Source organism: Gilvimarinus agarilyticus (assembly GCF_000832015.1).
Taxonomy (GTDB): Bacteria; Pseudomonadota; Gammaproteobacteria; order Pseudomonadales; family Cellvibrionaceae; genus Gilvimarinus; species Gilvimarinus agarilyticus.
Genome location: NZ_JXCJ01000001.1, coordinates 1063294 through 1083314 on the forward strand (window position 1 = coordinate 1063294; position 20021 = coordinate 1083314).

General features: G+C 53.4%; 15 protein-coding genes. 8 read left to right on the forward strand and 7 right to left on the reverse strand.

The genetic code is table 11. From position 1 onward, the window contains the following. Positions 1-1497 (forward strand): methyl-accepting chemotaxis protein, encoded by a 1497-nt coding sequence (locus SD69_RS04660; RefSeq protein WP_041522289.1) that lies wholly within the window; start codon positions 1-3, stop codon positions 1495-1497. A gap of 23 nt (positions 1498-1520) precedes the next feature. Here SD69_RS04660 and SD69_RS04665 read toward each other — a convergent pair whose 3' ends face one another. Next, complete coding sequence (locus SD69_RS04665; RefSeq protein ID WP_041522290.1) at positions 1521-1874, reverse strand: PilZ domain-containing protein; 354 nt, start codon at positions 1872-1874, stop codon at positions 1521-1523. Between the two features lie 110 nt (positions 1875-1984). On the opposite strand from SD69_RS04665, the gene SD69_RS04670 reads away from it, so the two are divergent. Continuing rightward, complete coding sequence (locus SD69_RS04670) at positions 1985-2893, forward strand: ROK family protein (RefSeq protein ID WP_084591487.1); 909 nt, start codon at positions 1985-1987, stop codon at positions 2891-2893. A gap of 66 nt (positions 2894-2959) precedes the next feature. Here SD69_RS04670 and nhaD read toward each other — a convergent pair whose 3' ends face one another. Continuing rightward, entirely contained in the window at positions 2960-4405 is a 1446-nt protein-coding gene (nhaD, locus tag SD69_RS04675) for a sodium:proton antiporter NhaD (RefSeq protein WP_052480894.1), read from the reverse strand. Positions 4406-4730: 325 nt separating this feature from the next. On the opposite strand from nhaD, the gene SD69_RS04680 reads away from it, so the two are divergent. From SD69_RS04680 to SD69_RS04690, 3 genes are all read left to right on the forward strand, one after another. Next, positions 4731-5207, forward strand: a complete 477-nt coding sequence (locus SD69_RS04680) for a hypothetical protein (protein WP_157471612.1) — start codon at positions 4731-4733, stop codon at positions 5205-5207. Between the two features lie 222 nt (positions 5208-5429). Beyond that, positions 5430-6683, forward strand: a complete 1254-nt coding sequence (locus SD69_RS04685; protein ID WP_052480895.1) for a transporter substrate-binding domain-containing protein — start codon at positions 5430-5432, stop codon at positions 6681-6683. A gap of 165 nt (positions 6684-6848) precedes the next feature. Beyond that, a complete protein-coding gene (locus SD69_RS04690; RefSeq protein ID WP_052480896.1) occupies positions 6849-9350 on the forward strand; it encodes a vitamin K epoxide reductase family protein in 2502 nt (833 codons plus the stop codon). On the opposite strand, the gene SD69_RS04695 is transcribed toward SD69_RS04690, so the two are convergent. Genes SD69_RS04695 through SD69_RS04705 form a run of 3 tightly spaced genes read right to left on the reverse strand, consistent with a single transcriptional unit; the run spans position 9342 to position 14640 of the window. Next, a complete protein-coding gene (locus tag SD69_RS04695) occupies positions 9342-11204 on the reverse strand; it encodes an acetyl-CoA hydrolase/transferase C-terminal domain-containing protein (protein WP_041522292.1) in 1863 nt (620 codons plus the stop codon). The two genes, SD69_RS04690 and SD69_RS04695, sit on opposite strands and share 9 nt — an antisense overlap. Continuing rightward, positions 11204-13312, reverse strand: a complete 2109-nt coding sequence (locus tag SD69_RS04700) for a 3-hydroxyacyl-CoA dehydrogenase NAD-binding domain-containing protein (protein ID WP_041522293.1) — start codon at positions 13310-13312, stop codon at positions 11204-11206. The genes SD69_RS04695 and SD69_RS04700 overlap by 1 nt, the downstream gene beginning before the upstream one ends. 14 nt (positions 13313-13326) lie before the next feature. Beyond that, positions 13327-14640 carry an acetyl-CoA C-acetyltransferase gene (locus tag SD69_RS04705; protein WP_052480897.1) on the reverse strand — a complete coding sequence of 438 codons (1314 nt, stop codon included), beginning with the start codon at positions 14638-14640 and terminating at the stop codon, positions 13327-13329. 510 nt (positions 14641-15150) lie between these two features. On the opposite strand from SD69_RS04705, the gene SD69_RS04710 reads away from it, so the two are divergent. Then, on the forward strand, positions 15151-15573 hold the full coding sequence (locus tag SD69_RS04710; RefSeq protein WP_041522294.1) for a CBS domain-containing protein: 423 nt from the start codon (positions 15151-15153) through the stop codon (positions 15571-15573). Between the two features lie 10 nt (positions 15574-15583). Here SD69_RS04710 and SD69_RS04715 read toward each other — a convergent pair whose 3' ends face one another. Together SD69_RS04715 and arfB are read right to left on the reverse strand one after the other, a co-directional pair. After that, entirely contained in the window at positions 15584-16060 is a 477-nt protein-coding gene (locus SD69_RS04715; RefSeq protein ID WP_041522295.1) for a YaiI/YqxD family protein, read from the reverse strand. Continuing rightward, a complete protein-coding gene (gene arfB, locus SD69_RS04720; RefSeq protein WP_041522296.1) occupies positions 16061-16474 on the reverse strand; it encodes an alternative ribosome rescue aminoacyl-tRNA hydrolase ArfB in 414 nt (137 codons plus the stop codon). 472 nt (positions 16475-16946) lie between these two features. On the opposite strand from arfB, the gene SD69_RS04725 reads away from it, so the two are divergent. Continuing rightward, positions 16947-18413 carry an alpha/beta hydrolase family protein gene (locus tag SD69_RS04725; protein ID WP_041522297.1) on the forward strand — a complete coding sequence of 489 codons (1467 nt, stop codon included), beginning with the start codon at positions 16947-16949 and terminating at the stop codon, positions 18411-18413. A gap of 68 nt (positions 18414-18481) precedes the next feature. After that, entirely contained in the window at positions 18482-19954 is a 1473-nt protein-coding gene (locus SD69_RS04730) for an alpha/beta hydrolase fold domain-containing protein (RefSeq protein WP_198144054.1), read from the forward strand. Positions 19955-20021: the final 67 nt, after the last annotated feature.

The following is a 20021-nucleotide window of genomic DNA, read 5'->3' on the forward strand; positions in this document are numbered from 1 at the left end:
ATGAACGAGGCGAGCCACTCGCAGGCGGTCAATGATCGTTCCGTGCTGATTATATTACTGGCACAGGTGCCTATTGTTTGGCTCTCGGGGATGCTAGGCGCGAACTTGTTTTGGTTTAGTGCTGTTGGGGCTACAGTGCTTGGGGCCGCCAGTGTCGTATGCTATTTTTTACTCAAGGGCCATTGGGTGTTGTCTGTGGCCTTTGCTATTTTGATGATGAGTTTTTCGGCGCTGCTAATCCAATCGCAAATGGGGATGCTGGAAATGCATTTTCATATTTTTGCGATGATGGCCGTGTTTCTGATCTATGAAGATTGGCGGCCCATAATGGCGGCGTTGCTCACCGTCGCTTTGCACCATATTGCCTTTACCGCTTTGCAAATGTCAGGAGCCGAAGTTGTCGGCGTACCGCTAATGGCTTTCGCTATTGAGTGCACCTGGAATATTACTCTGCTACATGCCGCTTTTGCCGGGGCAGAGGCTATTATTTTGTCGATTTTAGCGGGGCTGTTACGCAAGCGGACACAAGCGGATTTGTCAGTCGTCGGTATTGTTCAGCAGGTGGCCACCCAACGTGATTTATGTGTCGCAACGCCGCGCGAGAACACAGATGCAGAGCGTGCCGTTAACCAACTGGTTAAAACCCTGAACGAAATTTTTGTGGGCTTTCGTAAGCGTGCGGCATCTCTGGATGATGTGAGTGGCGTGCTGGACGACATTAGCTCAAGTATTGGTCGAATTACAGCGGCGCAGTACGATCAAACCACTCGCATTGCACAATCAACGGAAGACATGTTGAGCAGTATTGGCGTGGTCGAAAATAACAGCACGCAATCGGCTCAGCTTGCCGAGCAGCTGGAAACCGAGGTTAGCGATGCGAGCACGGGTATGGGTAAGATCGTGGCCTCCATACGCGGGCTTGAATCAGAGATGAGTGAGGTGTCGGCGTCTTTAAACCAAGTGAATACCGATACAAAAGCCGTGACCTCTATCGTTGATAGTATTACGGCAATTTCTGAGCAAACTAATTTGTTGGCCCTTAACGCGGCAATTGAGGCGGCTCGTGCCGGGGAGTCCGGCCGCGGGTTTGCGGTGGTGGCCGACGAGGTGCGAACTTTGGCTGCGCGCTCGAAAAGCTCCGCCAGTGAAATCGGTGTATTGATTGAGCGCTTGAATAACAGTGTCTTAAAGACTGTGGAGTCTATGGCTCAGCGGCAAGAGGACTTGGCCGCCAGTAGTACGCATGTGTTAGCGGTAGGTGAGAAGTTGGGCGTTATCGCTGACGATTCCCGTAGCGTCAGTCAAATGTCGCAATCCATTGCGCTTGCCATTGAGGGACAGCGGCGCGTGATGGAGCAAATCGGTGACGACAGCAGTTCCATTAATAAAGAGAGTGGTCAGCTATCTGAGCTGTCACAAGAGTTGGTGCGCGGCGCGGCTGAATTGCGGGAGATGACGTCTCAGAACCGGTTGGCCATTGCCGAATTTAAAACGTAATCGTCGGGTGCGAGCTACACGGGCTAAAGCAGCTCGTGTAGCTCGCGCTCGGCGGCCTCGGCGCCGAGATTTAGCTCTATCAAACGACGCAGGTGCCGGATACTGGTGATGTCTATCTGGGTGCACTGAAACCCGGTGCACTGAGGTTCACGGTGTGCGATTTGCGTGTGCATACTGATTTGCTGTTGCTCGGATAGCGCTATTTCAGCTCGTACCGGTGCCTGAGCGTCCACCTCCGTGGGCAGTTCGCCGGCCACCAGGAGGCCTTTGAGAGAGATATCCAGCAGTTGTGCGTGCCAGTGAAACCCTGCCTGAGACAAAATAACCTCGGTATGAAACGGAATACGCTGAAAGTGGCGGCGGTTGGAGTCGCTCATAATCGTGGCCTGTTATTGTTGTTTCGCCTCAAGTGTAGTCGATCGGTGATCCCCCTGCCGGCTGTTATAATGGCACCTTTCGCGCACCTGAGTTCCCAAGTGAGACAACCATGACACAACTGAGAGTAGGCATTGATCTGGGCGGCACTAAAACCGAGATCATCGTGCTAAATAACGCCAGCGAAGAGCTGTACCGCAAGCGAATTCCCACCTACCGCGATGACTACCAACGTACTCTGGATGATTTGACCCTGTTGGTCACACAGGCCGAAGAAGCGGTAGGCGTTAGCTGTATACCGGTGGGCTTGGGGATTCCCGGTACGGTATCGCGCAAAACCGGCTGCGTTAAAAATGCTAACTCCACCTGGCTTAATGGCCGCCCTTTAACGGTGGATATCTCGGCGCAGTTACAGCGTGAGGTTAAAGTCACTAACGATGCCAACTGCCTTGCCGTGTCAGAGGCAACCGACGGTGCCGGCGCGGGCTACGACTTGGTATTTGCCGCCATTTTGGGCACTGGCTGCGGTGGCGGGGTATGTTATCGCGCCACACCTTTGGCGGGCCCGAATGGCGTGGGAGGGGAGTGGGGCCATAACCCGCTGCCCTGGACGAGCGAGCCACAGCTTAATGCGCGTCCGTGTTACTGCGGCCGCTTTGGTTGCCAGGAAACTTTTATATCGGGTACCGGCCTGACAGAAACGTATCGGCTGGCGACGGGCGCGAGCTTAAGCGGCGTTGAGTTGTTGGCCGCCCGTGACAGTGGCGACAGTACCGCCGCGCAGGTAATAGAGGCGTATATGGATCACTTGGCACGAGCTTTTGCTGGCGTGATCAACGTACTGGACCCGGATGCTATTGTGATTGGAGGGGGCGCCTCCAACATAGCCGAGATCTACGATGAGCTACCCAAACGGCTGCCGGGCTACGTATTTGGCGGTGAATGTGACACGCCGATTTTACAGGCGCGGCACGGCGACTCCAGCGGGGTGAGAGGAGCGGCTTGGTTAAATCAGGTTTAATGTAACGGGGAACGGGGAACGGGGAACGGGGAATAACGTCGTCCCCCCGTTCTCCGTTCGTCGTACTTAATGATTAAACATTCCCGCATTTAACCACAGGTGCATGGCGACACTGGCGGCATAGCCGAGGGCGATGACCGGGGTCCACTTTAGGTGACCGAAAAAGGTGTACTTGCCTCGCGCTTGCCCCATCAGGGCCACACCGGCCGCTGAACCGATGGACAGCAGGCTACCACCAGTGCCGGCAGTCAGGGTGATGAGCAGCCAGTGGCCGTGAGACATCTCAGGCTCCATGGTTAGCACCGCAAACATCACCGGGATATTATCAATCACCGCCGATGCTACACCCAGGATAATATTGGTTTGGGTAGCGCCGAAGCCGGTGTATAAGATGTCCGACATGTAGGCCAAATACCCCATATAGCCTAAACCTCCGACACACATAACGACGCCATAGAAGAATAATAACGTGTCCCATTCGGCGCGGGCGACTTTACTGAATACATCAAAAGGCACCACACCCCCTAAGCGTTCCAGCGCTTGCTGGTCGCCGGCGCGCTCGGCCAGCGCGCGCTTGCGGGCCAGTGAACCGGGCAGCGTGCGACGCAAGAAGTAGCCAAAAAATTGCAGGTAACCAAGGCCCGTCATCATGCCCAGTACCGGCGGCAAATGCAGTACCAGGTGGCAGAGTACGGCGGTGGCAATGGTGAGCAAAAATAAGCCCATGATGCGCAAAGCGCCGCGCTTTAGCTCGACCTCTTCTTCTACTGCAACAGGTTTACGGTTTTCGACAAAAAAGCTCATGATGGCCGCAGGGACTAAAAAGTTAACCAGCGACGGCACAAACAGCACTAAAAACTCCTGAAACTCTACAATACCCGCTTGCCATACCATCAGGGTGGTAATGTCACCAAACGGGCTAAAGGCGCCGCCGGCATTGGCCGCTACCACCACGTTAATGCAGCACAAGTTGATAAAGCGGGTATCGTCGCCGGCGACTTTCATAATAACCGCACACATCAACAGTGCCGTGGTGAGGTTGTCGGCGATGGGCGAGATAAAAAACGATAAGAAGCCGGTTAGCCAAAACAGGGTTTTGTAGTTAAAGCCTTTGCGGACCATCCAGGCGCGCAGCACATCAAATAGCCGGCGCTCCTCCAGGGCGTTGATGTAGGTCATCGCCACCAGCAAAAACAGCATAAGCTCGGCAAACTCGAGCAAGGTGTGACGAAAGGCGTGCTCGGCCTCGTGGGGCAGCCCCGCTTGGGTGTAAGTCCAGCCAATGAGCATCCAGATGATACCGGCGGCGACCAGCACGGGCTTGGATTTACGCAGGTGCAGTTTTTCTTCCAGCATCACTACGATGTAGGCGATGGCGAACAGAATTAATGCGAAATAACCGATACCTGTGTGGGTCAGGTTAATTTCGCCAGTGGCGGCGAATGCGGTGGGTGATACAACACACAAACATATCCCCAAAAACGCCAATGCGCGGGAGTGTAGGTTAGACATTAGTGGCTACCAGATTTTTAGTTTTTGACGGGGGTGCGCGGGTAGGGGTCTAGGCCTCCGGGTGCACCAATAACGCGCACGCATATTACCATAGTGTTTCAGCGCCGGCAGCTGGTAAAGCAAGCTGTTATAGGCGTTTGATGGCCTATATTTATGTGTTGAGCCGATGAAAGCGCTACCATCCACATTTTTATTGTTTGCCGTCGCCTCATGTCGCATTTGCGGAGTGAGCGCCAACACAATGTTGCTTGAATCACATTTTGCAAAAAACGCTAGTGCTATGGTGGTCGCAATCCAAACAAAAACACCGATACCGGAGCTCGCTATGTTGTTTAATCGCAAAAGCCCACAAGCCGCCACCGAAACACAGCGTCACGCTGGTGCCAGTGCCGCGCGCGTGGCTCCCGCTTCAGCTAGCCCAGCCGCCGGTGCGTTTACCAACAAACGCGATAAACGCATTGCCGACGTTCCCGTCTCTCGCCTAAGTACCCACGCCAGCTGGCAGCCAGCGGGTAACTGGAGTGGGATTTTTGAGTTGGCGGTATGGTTGCGTTTGCCTCAGGGTACTGATCACCCGCTCCAGTTAGCACTTCGCTATACCGACCAAAAGGGTGAAAAAACCGTCTTGGTAGATATTTGCAAGCCGGGCACCTATAAAAGCGCTTTGCTGAACGGCAGTGTCACCATCGAGGCGCAGGGGCGTGTGCGCGATATGGGGCTGTTTTTACTTGGCCTGCCTGGCGATATTCCTATGGGGCTTGAGGAGTGGCACTTCTTGCCACAGTTAAAGCGGGCGGTGTAACCGTCCGTCCTTCCCGTTTCTGTTAGTGAGTCTTTAATCCCTCCGGCGTCTTCCTTGGCGCCCGCCAGCCCGTAGGTTTGGCGTGTATTTCTTTATCCTCCTGCTATACTCTTAACGACGTTGCGCTACCACTGAGCTGTGTGGAGGCTTTAGCCTCACCTAGGGATGATCATTAGCCGTTCAAACAATAAACGCGCACCGGTACAAAAAGGACCAAGCCGGATGATATTTCGCTGCAATCAAATCTTAAAAATACTGTTAGCACTGGTGCTGGGACAAAGCGGTTGGAGCGTCGCCGAGCCCGGTGATCAGGACGTGCGTGTGGTGTTGGGCACTAATACCCCCTCGGCTTACGGCGCTGAGAAAACTCCCAACAGTTTGGGGCACTCGGCCGATCTCGTACGCTGCGTGATCGCACAGTTACCCTATGAGCTCAGTTTGCATGTGCAACCCTGGCGACGTGTGCAGCAAGAGGTGCTAACCGGCGCCTCTGACGGCTTTTTTACGGCTATGTCAGACCCCCAGGTAGATCAGTACGCACGCCTGACTGACCCATTGGTGCTGGAAAAGTGGTATTGGTTTACCCGTTCAGATACTACTGCCGCCGACCCACGCCGCTTACGTACCGGCACTATACTCGGCAGCCAGCAGCAGCTTTGGTATCAGCTAAACGGTTACTCAAGCGCGTTATCGGCACAAGATTTACCCCAACTGATTAAACTGTTATTGGCCAAACGTATTGATGTGATTTTGGCCGACCGTGAGCACTTTACCGAAGCGGCCAATGCTCTGGGGGTTGCTGCCGAGCGTTACCAATCGCACTTTTTTCGCTATGTTCCTTTGGGGGTTTATCTGGGGCTGGATTTCTTAGCCGAAAACAAAGGGTTCATTGAGCGCTTTAACCAAAAAATACCTCAGTGTGTGCCCGAGGGTTTTGCGCTTAGCCCCCATGAGGAGACGTTAATCCGCGAGCGCATTGAGCCTATGGTAAACCAGTGGCGAGAGTCTCCGGTTTTGCTTACAACACTGGCTACTTACAACCAGCAGCGCGTTGAGCTAACCGACTCCCATATCCAACAGGCCGATTTGCAGTGGCGACAGGCATATCAAAAGGCTGATACTGATACGCTTGATGCAATGCTTGCGCCCGAACTTATGGGTGACTTACCAGGCTGGGGCGAGAATGACCGCCTTGGGTATGTCAGTGAAATTATCGTGACGGGTGCGAGAGGCTTAAACCTCGCTGTTGCGCCTTATAGCTCAGATTATTGGCAGGGCGACGAGGCCAAGTTCCGCCGTACAATGAGCTTGCCTTCGGGACAGTGGTTTTTCTCTGAGGTGGTGTTTGACAGCTCGAGTCGCCATTTTCAGGTGCAAGTGAGTTTGCCGCTTTTACTCGAAGGCGAGCGCGCCGGGGTATTAACCGTCGGAGTCGATATTGAGCGCGTGTTACACGCCGCTGACGGGCAGCCCTAAACCATACAAAGTTCACACGTTTTTTGTAAACTTTGCACAAAATCTCCCGCCGTCCGGCGAATTCCTCTCGCCAATAGCCGGTTTAGCGCCGTGTTAAACCGGCCCCGTTTTTGCTCTTAGAAGTGCAGGTACTAATGGATTCAACCTCACTCTGCAGAGTTTACTATGACGGATACCCCCCACAAGCCCATCGTAATTATCACCGGCTGCGCCGGCAATCTTGGCAGCAGTTTGGTTAAGACACTGAAAAGTGATTACACCGTTGTCGGCCTTGATCGCGACGAGTCCCCCTTGGCTGATGCTAATTATCAGGTTGACCTCACCTCCTCAGATTCTGTACAGCTCGCACTCGAACGTTTTGCGGGTGACTACGACAAGACGGTTGCGGCGGTGATACACCTGGCAGCCTATTTTGATTTCTCTGGCGAGCACTCGCCCCTGTACGACGCCGTGAATGTACAGGGCACCAAACACTTGTTGCAAGCGCTTACCGATTTCAGCGTCGGGCGCTTTATTTACTCGGGCACGATGCTCGTTCACAAGCCCGGTGTACCCGGGCAAAAAATTACCGAACAAACCCCCATCGAGCCGGGCTGGGCCTATCCCGAATCTAAGGCGGCTACCGAAGCGGTTATTCGAGAGCACGCTTCGATGCCGTTTAGTTTGCTGCATCTGGCTGGCCTGTACGATGAACAAACGGCCGTCCCCACCTTGTCGCACCAAATTGCACGGATTTATGAAGATAGCTTAAAAAGCCACGTGTATGCCGGCAATGTTGGTGCGGGCCAGGCGTTTATCCACCGTGATGACTTAATGGCGCTGTTTGCGAAGGTGGTTGCTAAGCGCAGTGATTTGCCCCGCGAGCACGTTGTGCTGGCCGGCGAAGAGCACGCCTTAAGTTATGAGGCCCTGCAAAACCGAATTGGTGCGCTGCTGCATGGCGAAGATGATTGGTACACCCGCGCGGTGCCGGAGGGTGTGGCAAAGATGGGCGCTTGGCTGGAGGAGCGCACGGAGCCGGTAGTACCGGATGATTTTGATAAAGGCGAAAAGCCATTTATTCGCGCTTTTATGATTGATATGGCCTCTGACCACTACGAGCTCGACTGCTCCCGCGCAAAACAAGAGCTGGATTGGCAGGCCGAAAAAAATGTCTATGATGAACTCGAAACCCTGATCAAAAGTTTACGGTCAGACCCGCTTAAGTGGTACAACGCTAATGGTATCACCCCACCGGACTGGATGACCTCGGCGGCGCAAAAGAAAAAAAATCCCGATAAATTACTGCGCGATTATAAAGAGCAAACCCAGCGGGCGCACTACCGTAATTTATGGGCGCCATTTTTAACCATCGCTCTGGGTACCTGGCTGTTAACCTCGCCGGAAGCCATGGGATATGGGGATACATGGATGGCGCTAAGCGATCGGATCAGCGGTGGTTTGCTGGCCCTGTTTGGAGCGCTAGCCATCAGCTGGCGAATGCGTGCGGTACGCTGGGCGAGCGTATTGGTGGGCTTGTGGCTTATGTTTGCGCCGCTGGTGTTTTGGACACCGAGTGCCGCCGCTTACCTAAACGGCACGGTTATCGGCATGCTGGTAATCGGGTTTGCCGCGCTAGTGCCGCCCATTGTCGGGGTGTCGCCGGCGGCGGCCATGAGTGGGCCGACCGTGCCACCGGGTTGGAGTGTTAACCCGTCCAGCTGGTTTCAGCGTGCCCCTATTATCGCCTTAGCGTTAGTGGGCTTTTTTATCTCCCGCTATTTAACAGCGTATCAACTGGGGCATATCGATGGCGTGTGGGAGCCCTTTTTTAGCGGCCCCAATGCACCCGATAAAAACGGTACCGAAGAAATCATTACCTCCAGTGTTTCCGAGGCCTGGCCTGTGCCCGATGCGGGACTTGGGGCACTGACTTACGCGCTCGAAATTTTAACTGGGTTGCTCGGCTCCACCCGTCGCTGGCGCACTATGCCGTGGCTGGTAGTGTTGTTTGGTTTTATGATTGTACCGCTTGGTATAGTTTCGATTACCTTTATTATTATCCAGCCGATTGTTATCGGCACCTGGTGCACCTTATGTTTGATTGGAGCCTTGGCGATGCTGGTACAGATTCCTTATTCGCTGGATGAGCTCATTGCGACTGGGCAGTTTTTAAAACGTTGTAAACGAGCCGGCAAACCCGTGCTAAAAATCTTCTTTGTGGGTGATACCGATGAAGGCGATAACCGTAATGAGCCCGATGACTTTACCCGCCATCCTTGGGTAGTTATCAAAGACATGGTCGGTGGAGGCGTGACGATTCCGTTTAGCATGTTAGCGGCTATCGCGATTGGCCTATGGTTGATGTTTACGCGGATAACGCTGGGACACAGTGGTCAGCTGGCTAACTGGGAGCATCTAATCGGCGCGTTGGTCGTCACCGTGAGTGTCTGTGTTTTTGCCGAGGTCGCCAGGCCCCTGCGTTATGGATTAATCGTGTTAGCTCTGATGCTATTGCCAGCGCCCTTCTTTGCTGGTGCTGGCTTGGTGGCTTATTTAAGCTCGGGAATTTGCGCGGTGGCACTTATCGCTTTGGCGCTTGTGCCGTTATCGGTGAGAGGGCAGTACAGCCAGTGGAATCAATTGTTGCAGCGAGAAAAATTGCTTGATGATGCCTCATTAAAGTGAGGCGAGCGCGCCCAGTAGCAACCATTGGTAAAGCTTGTCTTTAACGCGTTTAGGTTGAGCTAATTGCATCCGTTTCAGTTCGGGTGCATGGGCCTGCCGTGAGCTCTTCATGCCGCGCAACAGTAGTTGTAGGCTTTGCAGGTTAGGGCCGATACGCGCAGATAACACCGTTAAGGCGCGGCTCAGATTTTGTTCGGCGGGCGTGAAATCACTCCCGAGCGGAAAAGGCTGTAGTAACCCTGCCTCAAACGCGTGCTGGATCGACGCGTGCAAACGCTCTGGGGTGTTGTTCCGGTGGGCGCTTGGGACCTCATAGTGCTTGGGGAGTTTGCCACGCTCTTTCGCGTCTTTTACCAACGACGGCTGAAAACGTGAGTCAGCGATTTCGATCATGGCGGCAATGGTGTCGGCATCACTTTTACCGCGTAAGTCTGCCACACCGTACTCGGTAACCACTATGTCGCGTAAATGTCGTGGAATGGTCGTGTGGCCATAGTGGCTGACAATATTCGAAGAGAGTTTGCCGCCGCGTTGGCGAGTAGCGCGCACCGTGATGATAGAGCGCGCGTCTTTTAACGCATGAGCTTGAGCGACAAAATTGTACTGCCCCCCAACACCGCTAATGACCTTGCCATTTTCAAGTCCGTCTGAGGTGGCTGCACCATCGGTACTAACCATCATGGCGCAGTTAATAAAGCGCGCTTGTTGGCGCCCTTCGCGTTTATCAGCTTCGCTGGCCAACGGATGGTCGTAGACGTCATTAATAAAGTTAATGGGCATCATGGCAATCTGTTCGCGCTTGATTTGTGCTAAGCCTTGCAGCTGTCGGTAAAATAGCGGGCTGCCCATAATAAAACCCGCGTGCAGGCAGTACCCATCGACACTACGTGTTAAAATGCCCTGCTCCATCAGCTCAAGAAAGCCCTCTACGAGCATCTCGCTAAGTCCGTATAGCCCTTGGCTAAAAGGTTCATCTTCACCGTGGGGCCAAGTTCTCGAGCAACCTAGTTGCTCCGCGATTGCTTTAAATTCATGGGGTGATTTGTGTCGCAATACCAGCGCCGAAGCAATCGCGTCACCTATCGAGCCAATCCCAATTTGCAAGGTTCCGCCGTCTTTAATTAGTCGCGCACAGTGTAGTGCGATGGCATGGTCGGCGTAGCTCACCGGTTGGTGCGGCGGCATAAAAAGCGAAAAATCGTAAGCGGGGTCGTCAAGTACTAAGTCCAACTCGGCGCTTGGGCGAATGGCCGCCCCTCCTAAATAGGGCAGTTGCCGATTTACTTGCGCGGCCATTATAAACTTGGCCTCGCCCCGACTGCGCTTTTCCAGCAAATCGACGCTAATGTCGGGATTACAGCTTAAGCTGTAGTGTTCGCCGAGTGACCCGTCGGCTTGCTCGGGAGCGATTTGCTGGGTGATCACATTAACCCCGGCATTTAATAAATAATCGAGTGCTTCGGTGTAGTTAATGGATGTGTAGTTTTGTTGCGCGGTATTGCAACCGAGCCAGGCGGCTGGCTGTAAAAAAAATTCTGTTACCGAGATGTTGTCGGGTAGCGTCGCGTTCTTTAGTGCCTGGGCGTAGGCGAGGCGAGGATAACCATTAAAAAAACGCGGGGCGATGGGCTGTAAAAAACGCCGCCCCAACTCGTTGGGTGCGCTTGGTGGCTCCAGCGTTAAGGCGGTATAAATATCAAGCGTGATGCTGCCATCGTTGCAGGCTAGCTGATACAAGGCATTTACCAAATGGTTGGCCTTGCCCAACCCGAGCGGCAGGCCCAGCACAATGTGCTTGCCCACGCGCTCGACGATCTGTTCGGCAATGGCCTCGGGTGTGGGATGTTGCTGCATTACTCCTCTTTAGACCAGCCTGGATCGGGGGTGTAACGCTCACCGTGTTGTTGTGCCAGTTGCTCGAGTGTTGCTTTCACATCACCGTAGCCGCGATTTTGGCTGTAGTGCATTGGGCCGCCGCGAAATGGCGCAAAGCCGGTGCCAAAAATCATGGCGCCGTCGAGTAAGTCGGCGTCCTCAATCACACCTTCTCGCAGACAGGCCATACACATATTTAGCATCGGCATCAGTAAGCGGTCGGTTAAGTTGTCGGGGCCGCTGGTCGTGTTATCGGCTTTTTTCGGCTTGCCTTTCTCCCACACATATAAGCCTTTGCCTGTTTTCTTACCTAGGTCACCTTTGGCAACTTTATCGGCAAGCCACTTGGGTACTGTGGGCATCGGTTGGTTGAGCCCGCTGCCGAGCATCTCGGCAACGCCCATGCAAATATCCAGGCCTACCACGTCGGCGAGTTCTACCGGGCCCATGGGCATGCCAAATTTTGTCGCGGCGCGGTCGATGGTTTCGGGGGCTATCCCCTCGTCCATTAACACCATGGCCTCAAGTAAATAGGGCGTTAGGGCGCGGTTGACTAAAAAGCCCGGCGTGCCGGTAACCGGCGTAGGCAGGCGTTTGATTTGGCCGGCAAAGGCTAGCGCTTTTTGATAGGTATCATCTCCCAACTTGTTGTGGCGTACGATCTCTAGCAGCTGCATTTGGGAGACTGGGTTAAAAAAGTGCAACCCAACTAAGCGGCTCGGGTCTTGTAGCTCTTGCTGCAATTCATCCAGCGGAATGCTCGATGTGTTGGTGGCGAGAATAGCGCCGGGTTTTAATAATGGCTCTACCTGGTTGTACACTTGCCGTTTGATGTCGATTTTTTCAGGTACTGCTTCAATCACGATGTCAGCGTGACGAGCACCGTCGTGGGTTAAATCGGGAATTAAACGATCCAGTACGGCGCGCTTGTCAGCCGCCCCCATGCGTTTTTTATCACACAGTGCAGCGGTACGTGCTACCGCTTTACCGATGATTTCCGCTTTCATGTCAAACAGCGTAACCGTTAAGCCCTGCAGTGCGCACCAGCCAGCAATGTCACCACCCATGGCGCCGGCACCGATCACATGAACGTGCGTAGCCTTTGTTACGCCCTCTACGCTGCTGGCGAGCTTTTTCATCTTTTCTTGCAAAAAGAAAACCCGCACCAGGTTACGCGAGGTGTCGGTAAGCAATAGCTCAGAAAAAGAGTCGACCTCGGCGGCGAGCATCTGCTCGGGGTTGCCGTCGGCGCTTTGCCATAAGTCCACGAGCTTGCCCGGCGCCGGGTAGTGTTGTGGTGGTGCTTTGGCAGCGGCTTTTTCGCGCATTTTTTTCGCGATAAAGTTGCGGGCAGGCCCGGTATTCATGAGCTTTGATTTAAAGCCGGGTTGTTTGTGCTTTAGTTTTCCGGCAATGGCGGCATCGATAGCGCCATACACATGGCGCTCGGGCACGAGCGCGTTGATTAATCCTAAGCTCTTCGCGCGTTTATCGCGCACGGTTTTGCCGGTAAGCATCATGGTCATGGCTTCGACCGGATCGATTAGCTTGACGCTGCGGCCGGTGCCGCCAAGGCCTGGGTGTAAGCCCAGTAAAATTTCCGGAAACCCAAAGCTTGCGCCAAACACACCAATGCGATAGTCGCATACCAACGCCAGCTCTAAGCCGCCGCCAAAACAGTGGCCGTGTACCACGGCGACTTTAGTAAAAGGCAGCGCAGCAAAGCGGTTGGCAACGGCGTGGGCGGCGTGCAGCTTATCGCGCGCGGCATCGATGGTGTCGATTTGACGAAACTCTTTAATATCCGCGCCCACACAAAAGCTATTCGCTTTTGCGGAGCGCAGCACGAGCGCTTTAGGTTTGTCGGACTCAAGCGCCATGACGACTTCGTTGAGCTCTTCGAGTGCGGCTTGCGATAACACGTTTACGTCGGCATCGGCGCAATCAAACATCAGCCACGCCACGCCGTCGTCGGCTATACGTAATTGCCAGTGCTGCCAAGGGTTGGTCGCGTCGCTGCTGGCGTTGGTGAAGGGGCCAATGGCTTTTGCCCGATCGCTCAGGGTTTTAAGGACTAGTCCGTTCATAGTAATCTCCTGGCTTAGAGCATTTCGATAAGCATGGCGCCGGCTTGGCCGCCGCCGATACATTGAGTGGCGATACCGCGCTTGAGGCCTTTTCGCTCTAACGCGTTAACAAGGTGCAGCACAATGCGGTTGCCGCTAGTGCCCACCGGGTGGCCCAGGCTAACAGCGCCGCCGTCAATGTTAAGGCGATCTTGATCGAACTCACCCAGCACATGGTCGATACCAAATATGCTCTGGCAAAAGTCTTTGTCGTTCCAGGCGGCCAGGCAACCCAATACTTGCGCGGCAAAGGCTTCATTGAGTTCAAGTAGGTCAATGTCATCGAGCGACAGCTGGTTACGCAGCGCCAGTCGGCCGGCACTAACCGCAGGGCCAAGGCCCATAATCTCGGGCTCGAGCCCAGACCACTCGCTATCGCGGATAACCGCTTTAGGTTTTAAATTGTATTTATTAACGGCTTCTTCTGAGGCGAGAATCACCCACGAGGCGCCGTCGGTAATTTGCGAGCTATTGCCCGCCGTTACTTTACCGTAGGGCCGCTCGAACACCGGTTTTAATTTGGCTAAATGCTCAACCGAGCTGTCCGGGCGGACGCCATCATCTAAGCTGTAAACGCTGCCGTCATCGGCCACCATCGGCATTACTTCGTTGTCGAGCCAGCCGGCTTTTTGCGCCTCGGCAAGGCGCAAGTGGCTGCGTACGGCATACTCGTCGGCTTCGCGGCGACTGATATTGAATAAGTTGGCGACCACCTCGGCGGTTTGCCCCATATTGAGCTCTACCACTGGATCGGTAAGGCCTTTTTTAAGGCTGATCTCGGGCTTTAGATAAGCGGGCTTAAGCTTCATCAAGTGCTTGAGCTTAGCGGGTACGGAGCGGGCTTGCCCCAGCTCGGCGAGCCATTTGGTGGCTTCGTCCTGCAGTATTAGCGGGGCGTGACTCAGCGCCTCGGCACCACCGGCCAGAATGAGGTCATCGTTGCCTTCGCGGATGTAGCGAAACGCTGTTTCTATTGACTGCATCCCCGAGCCGCAATTAATTTGCATGGTAAACGCGGGCATGGTTTCACCCAAGCCTAAGCGCAGTGCGGCAATTCGGGCCGGATTCATCTCGGCGGCAATGACATTCACGCAGCCTAAAATTACCCGGTTAAAGTGCTCGGCGGCTACAGGTTGGCGCAACAGTAGAGGTCGGCCGGCCTGTACGGCTAAATCGACGGGGGTAAAAGGCCCCGGCTTACCGCGCGCTTTAATAAAAGGAGTGCGGGCGCCGTCAACGATGTAAACGGGGCGGCCGCCTTGATTATTGGCCTGAGGTTGCAAACTCATAGGGTATCCTTTTGTGGTTCACTCACAGGTTTTCAGTATGGCAGTAAAACATTGTTTTTGCAGTCAATGTTGTGCGTTTAAACAGCGCATGCCGCGACTACTGGGTTAACCCTAAGCAGGGCTATATAGCACTATTGCTTAGCAGGATTAGTGCCGATGTGCTTGCGTTGCCTGGGGCTGGCGTTGCTGGGCGTCACAGCCCCGGTAATAGCCTTTTCGCTTTGCAAAATTTACCAGCGTTGCAGGGTTTGCCACGATTTTACCGGCTATCTGGGCGGGGGGCGCTCACTAGCAGGCTGTTGAAAAACCCCTTACGTCCTCAGCCTGGAAGCCCCGTAGGGCGAGGTCTGAAGCGTGCAGCTGCTGTGCAAGTAAGAGGTTCGACATCAGTCTGCTAGGGTTAACCGCGTGTGGCATGGTGTTTGCGGCTCTTCGGTTAGCTCGACAGGCGGGTAACTTGTCTCTAAGCCCCGCCTGACTATCTGTAACTTAGTGAAGTAGGAGAGCGTTATGAAAGTTCAAGACGTTATGACCGAGAAGCCCGAGTACTTAGACGTGAATGCCAGTATTCGTGAGGCGGCGATGGGAATGCGCGAGTCCGGCCGCGGTTTTACGCCGGTGGCCGATCACGAAAAAATTGTGGGCATTCTGACCGACCGGGATATTGCGGTGCGGGCCATGGCCAACGGTAAAAGCCCTGATGATAAGGTGGGCTCGATAACCAGCGGCAAAGTGCTTTATTGCTATCAGGAGGATCAGCTGGCCGATGTGCTGCAGAACATGCAAGACCAGCAAGTGCAGCGTCTGGTGGTGCTGAATAACCCCAAGAACAAAGATTTTGTTGGGGTGGTGAGCTTAGCTGATATCGCGAGCCACTGTACTACTGATGATTTGAGTCGCCGTGTGGCCAATGCCAGTCGCCACTATCATTAGTGATAGGGTTTTAGGGCTTGGGGCGCTTTGCCAGCCAGCGGTCCAGCTCGTTGGCAAAGCGCTGGCGGTCGGCCTGCGACAACGCGGGTGCGCCGCCGGTATCAACACCACTGGCTCGTAGGTTTTCTAAAAAATCCCGCATGTTAAGGCGGGCGCGAATATTCTCTCGGGTGTATAACTCACCGCGACTGTTAAGTGCGGTGGCGCCTTTGTCGATGACATCGGCGGCCAGCGGAATATCCCCGGTGATGACTAAGTCTCCCGCCTGTACCCGTTGATGAATTTCATTGTCCGCTACATCAAAGCCGCGCGCGACCTGACGAAACTGAATGTAAGCCGAGGCCGGCACTTGCAGTGGCTGGTTGGCTACCAGTGTGGTTAATACCTGGGCGCGATTAGCGGCGCGAAACAAAATCTCTTTCATGGCCACGGGGCAGGCGTCGGCATCGACCCAGATCTGTGTGCCGTTAGCGGCCGGTTCTGTCATTTAAATATCCACTTTACCGCGCAGCTGCTTGGTGCGCCCGCGCTGGGTCTTTTTGTCCATACGCTTTAGCTGTGAGCCACGGGTGGGTTTGGTGGGGCGCCGTGATTTACGTTGCACACCGGCCTGCTTAACCAGCGCCTGTAAGCGCGCCAGCGCATCGTCCCGGTTTTTTTCCTGGGTACGAAACTGCTGCGCCTTGATGACGATAACGCCCTCTTTAGTAATGCGCTGATCCGTCATCTTAAGCAATTGCTGCTTGTAAACATCCGGTAGGCTTGAGCGGCGGATATCAAAACGCAGGTGTACCGCACTGGACACCTTATTGACATTTTGGCCGCCGGCCCCCTGGGCCCGGATCGCAGTCAGTTCGATCTCCCAGTCGGCGATTTGAATATTGTTACTGATAAATAGCATGGCGCTACGTTAGCCGAACATGGCGTCAAAATAAAGCGATGAGGCAAAAATATCGCTATTGTCGATTGTGGTTGTACGCGGAAGTCAAACTTCTATTGCGTGCCAGGTCACATCCCGGAGATGAGTTCGGCGTCGAAATTGCGTGGTTTAGCGGTAATCGTCTAAGCGCTATAAGCCTTAATAAATTTATACTCTTTAAAACCCCAAAACGGCACTAGCAGGTGATTTTTAGCTGGTATAGCATAATGGTATCGTGCAGTGAAAACTCCTTTCACTTAGTTATCAATACGCCTTCAGCGTTATTGGCACGTACCCCTTATCAAGAGCTCATCCAGAAGCTCTGCTTACGGTCTCTGTACGGGATCCTTTGATTGTCGATTATGGCTGCTCGAGTCTGAGCCCCCTGAGCGATATTACGCGCGTTACCTTTTAATTAATGATGGTTTCTCTACTCCTGGAGATGGTGCGGAATATGAAACTCTTGCGGGTGTTTTTCATCATGTCGGGCGTTGTCTGTAGCGTGGGTGCAGCAGCAGATGTTCTGTTGCAAATGGCAGATGATCAAGCGGTTGTCGACAGCTACGTCGAGGTCAGCCCACAGGCAGAATTTGATTTGGTGTACGACGTGAGCGTTCCGCTGAATGCACCTCCGGGTATGACGTTTACGGCTCACTACTTTTTTATCAACGGCAACTATGTCGCCAAACGCAATACGCTGCCAACGGCGGCGGGCCAGAGTTGGCGCTTGACACACCCCGCTTCGCTCGGACTGTACGTTGGCGAAAAGGAGCTACTGAAAATTTGTATCGGCGACATTTCGACTGTTGCCGATCATCCATTGCAATACTGCCATGAGGTGGTTATACGCGGTCGGGTGGATAGTGCCACATTACATAGTCGCTATGTCACCAGTCAAAGCCTCGCCGACGGACAGAACTACAGTGGATGCGATACTGCTTACCGCTGTGCATTCTATAAAGATGTCTTCTTTGGCTCTGATCAGCCTTGGGTCAACGACTACCGCACTTCGCCGGACTTTCCCGGGCCGATGGGCGAGCCCGCAAGTCGTCATATTAATAATCTGAGCTTTGATTTTTATTACCCGAACCCTTCCGGGGGCGGTGCCATCGACAACAGTGCCGCTAAAACCCTGATTGTTGTAGGCCACTCGGCGAGTAAAAGTAAAGAGTCTATTCGGGTAGGTTCGGCAAGTGTGATTAAGTTCTTACTCGCTAATAACTATGCTGTGGTTTCGCCTGATTTTCGTCACCCATTAAAAGAATTAGATGACGATGATAATCCCTTGGCGACAAAAGATATGGCAACGTTGGTGCAGTTTTTAAAGCGCTACGCCACGGTGTTTAATATCGAGCGCAACAGGATTGTACTGGCCGGAAACTCGTTGGGCGGGGGCGTTGCGGTCAATTCGGCGTTTGGCGATGTTGCTCAGCTCAACAGTTCCGATCCTATGTTGCACGAATCCTCGCAAGTGGCCGGAGTGTGGGTGCTCGATTCGGCGACGGTGTTTTCACCTAACTGGGTGCGGTCGACCTTTTTAGAGATGCCTACCGAAGACACTCTCCCGTGGAATAACGCCTACCTATGTTACTACCCCGGGATTGATGACGGTGGTGATTACTACAAATACGGATTCGCTGTGGGAGAGGTCGATGTTAATGCCCCGTTTATTGGTATGTACTATTTAGCAGAGCCCGCTGATTTAAGTATGGGAAAACTCGGTGTCGACGATATTCTATTTTGCCCCACCAGTACCTCAGGGGGAAGCCACGACATTATCCATTTGCCCAATTTTGGCGAGCAGATGTATCAAGCGTATAGCGCTTTGGGTATCTCCGACCGGGTGACGCTCGGTTATTCAAAAACCAGTACTAACTATTACTACGACCTGATCGACTTTGTGAACAGATTACCGCCTTAACTGTGTGGCTAACACATAGGGGAGGATGTGGATTTTTTGGATTAATGGATCTTAATAGAGGTCGGAAGATGGGTGTGATATTTGGGAGGGTAATTCGCGCGATTTTCTCACCGGGGCTGATGATTTTACTGATTGTTAGTGCGGCAGCGCCGGCCGAGACTGTAAAAATACAAACGGTGGCGGGTTTAACAGTGGTTGATCGTTTTGCCGTGGTACCGCCACAAGAATCATTTAGGTTGACCTACGACGTGAGCTTGCCAGCAGAGCCGCCGGAGGATATGAGCTTTAACTTTCATTATTTTTATCGCAACGGGAAGTACTTAACCAAAACCTCCCGCGGAGAAGGCTTGGGCTGGGCTATAAATCATCCGGCGTCCCTGGCGTTGGCTGTGGGTGAGCACGAAATCTTGGAAATATGTATCGGCGATGTGGCGACGCTTGCGCAGAAGCCGCAACAATACTGCCAGTCGGTAGTGCTTCAGTCTGACGTTAGCCGCACTACATTGGACTTACATTACGTACAAACCGCGGACCTGGGTGACGGATACAGCTACGTAGGTTGCGCGGTATTTGGCTGTGCCTTTTATCAGGATGTATTCTTTGATAGTGATCACCCGTGGACAAATGACTATCGCGTAAGCCCCGACTTCCCCGGGCCAAGGGGCGAGCCTGCGGGGTATCACCGCAATAATTTAACGTTTGATTATTACTATCCGGGCTCCGGCAACGCAAAAATAGATTCCTCCTCACCTAAAACACTCATTATTCTCGGCCATCCTGCCAACAAAACTAAGGAGATATTCCGGGTTGACTATGCATTGGCTATCGAATTCTTAATCGACAATAATTATGCAGTAGCGGCGGTGGATTTTAGGCACCCGTTAAAAGAGTTTGACGCACACAGGCAGCCTGTTGCTAAAGATGATATGGCCCGAACCGTTCAGTTTTTTAAACAGTATGCGACAGAGTTTAATATCAACCCTAACAAAATTGTACTCGCCGGAACCTCGTTAGGAGGTGGCATGGCTGTGTACACAGGGTTTAGAGAATTACGTGATCTATCGAGTGCTGATCCGATTGCGCGGCAATCGTCTCGGGTCGCGGGTGTGTGGGGCTACGATGCCTCTACGTCGTTTTCACCCACCTGGGTCAGGCAGAACTTCCTAGAGCCTCCGACCCCTACGACACCGGCGGAGCTGAATGCCTACTACTGTTATTACTCGTATTTGGAAGATTACGGTAACCTGCAGTTGTTTGGCCACGCTTTGGATTTAGTAGATGCAGCCGCACCGAAAATTGGTTTGTATTATGCCGATGAGCCAGTGGATTTATCAGAGCATAAGCTAACCGTCGAGGATGTACGTTATTGTCCCGATAATACGTCCTCAGGCACTTACGATTTAGTGCATCTACCGAATTTTGCTGAGGCGATGATAGACGCCTACCAGGCCCAGGGCCTAGGGGATCGTATTGAAGCAGCCTACGGACAGCCGATTACACAGTACTATTATGACCTTGTAGGCTTTGTGAATGGCTTGTAAGCAATCGCCCGCCTCTGGATAACCTAAAGGCGGGCTAATATTGCGCCACCCTTGAGTGGGCAGCAGA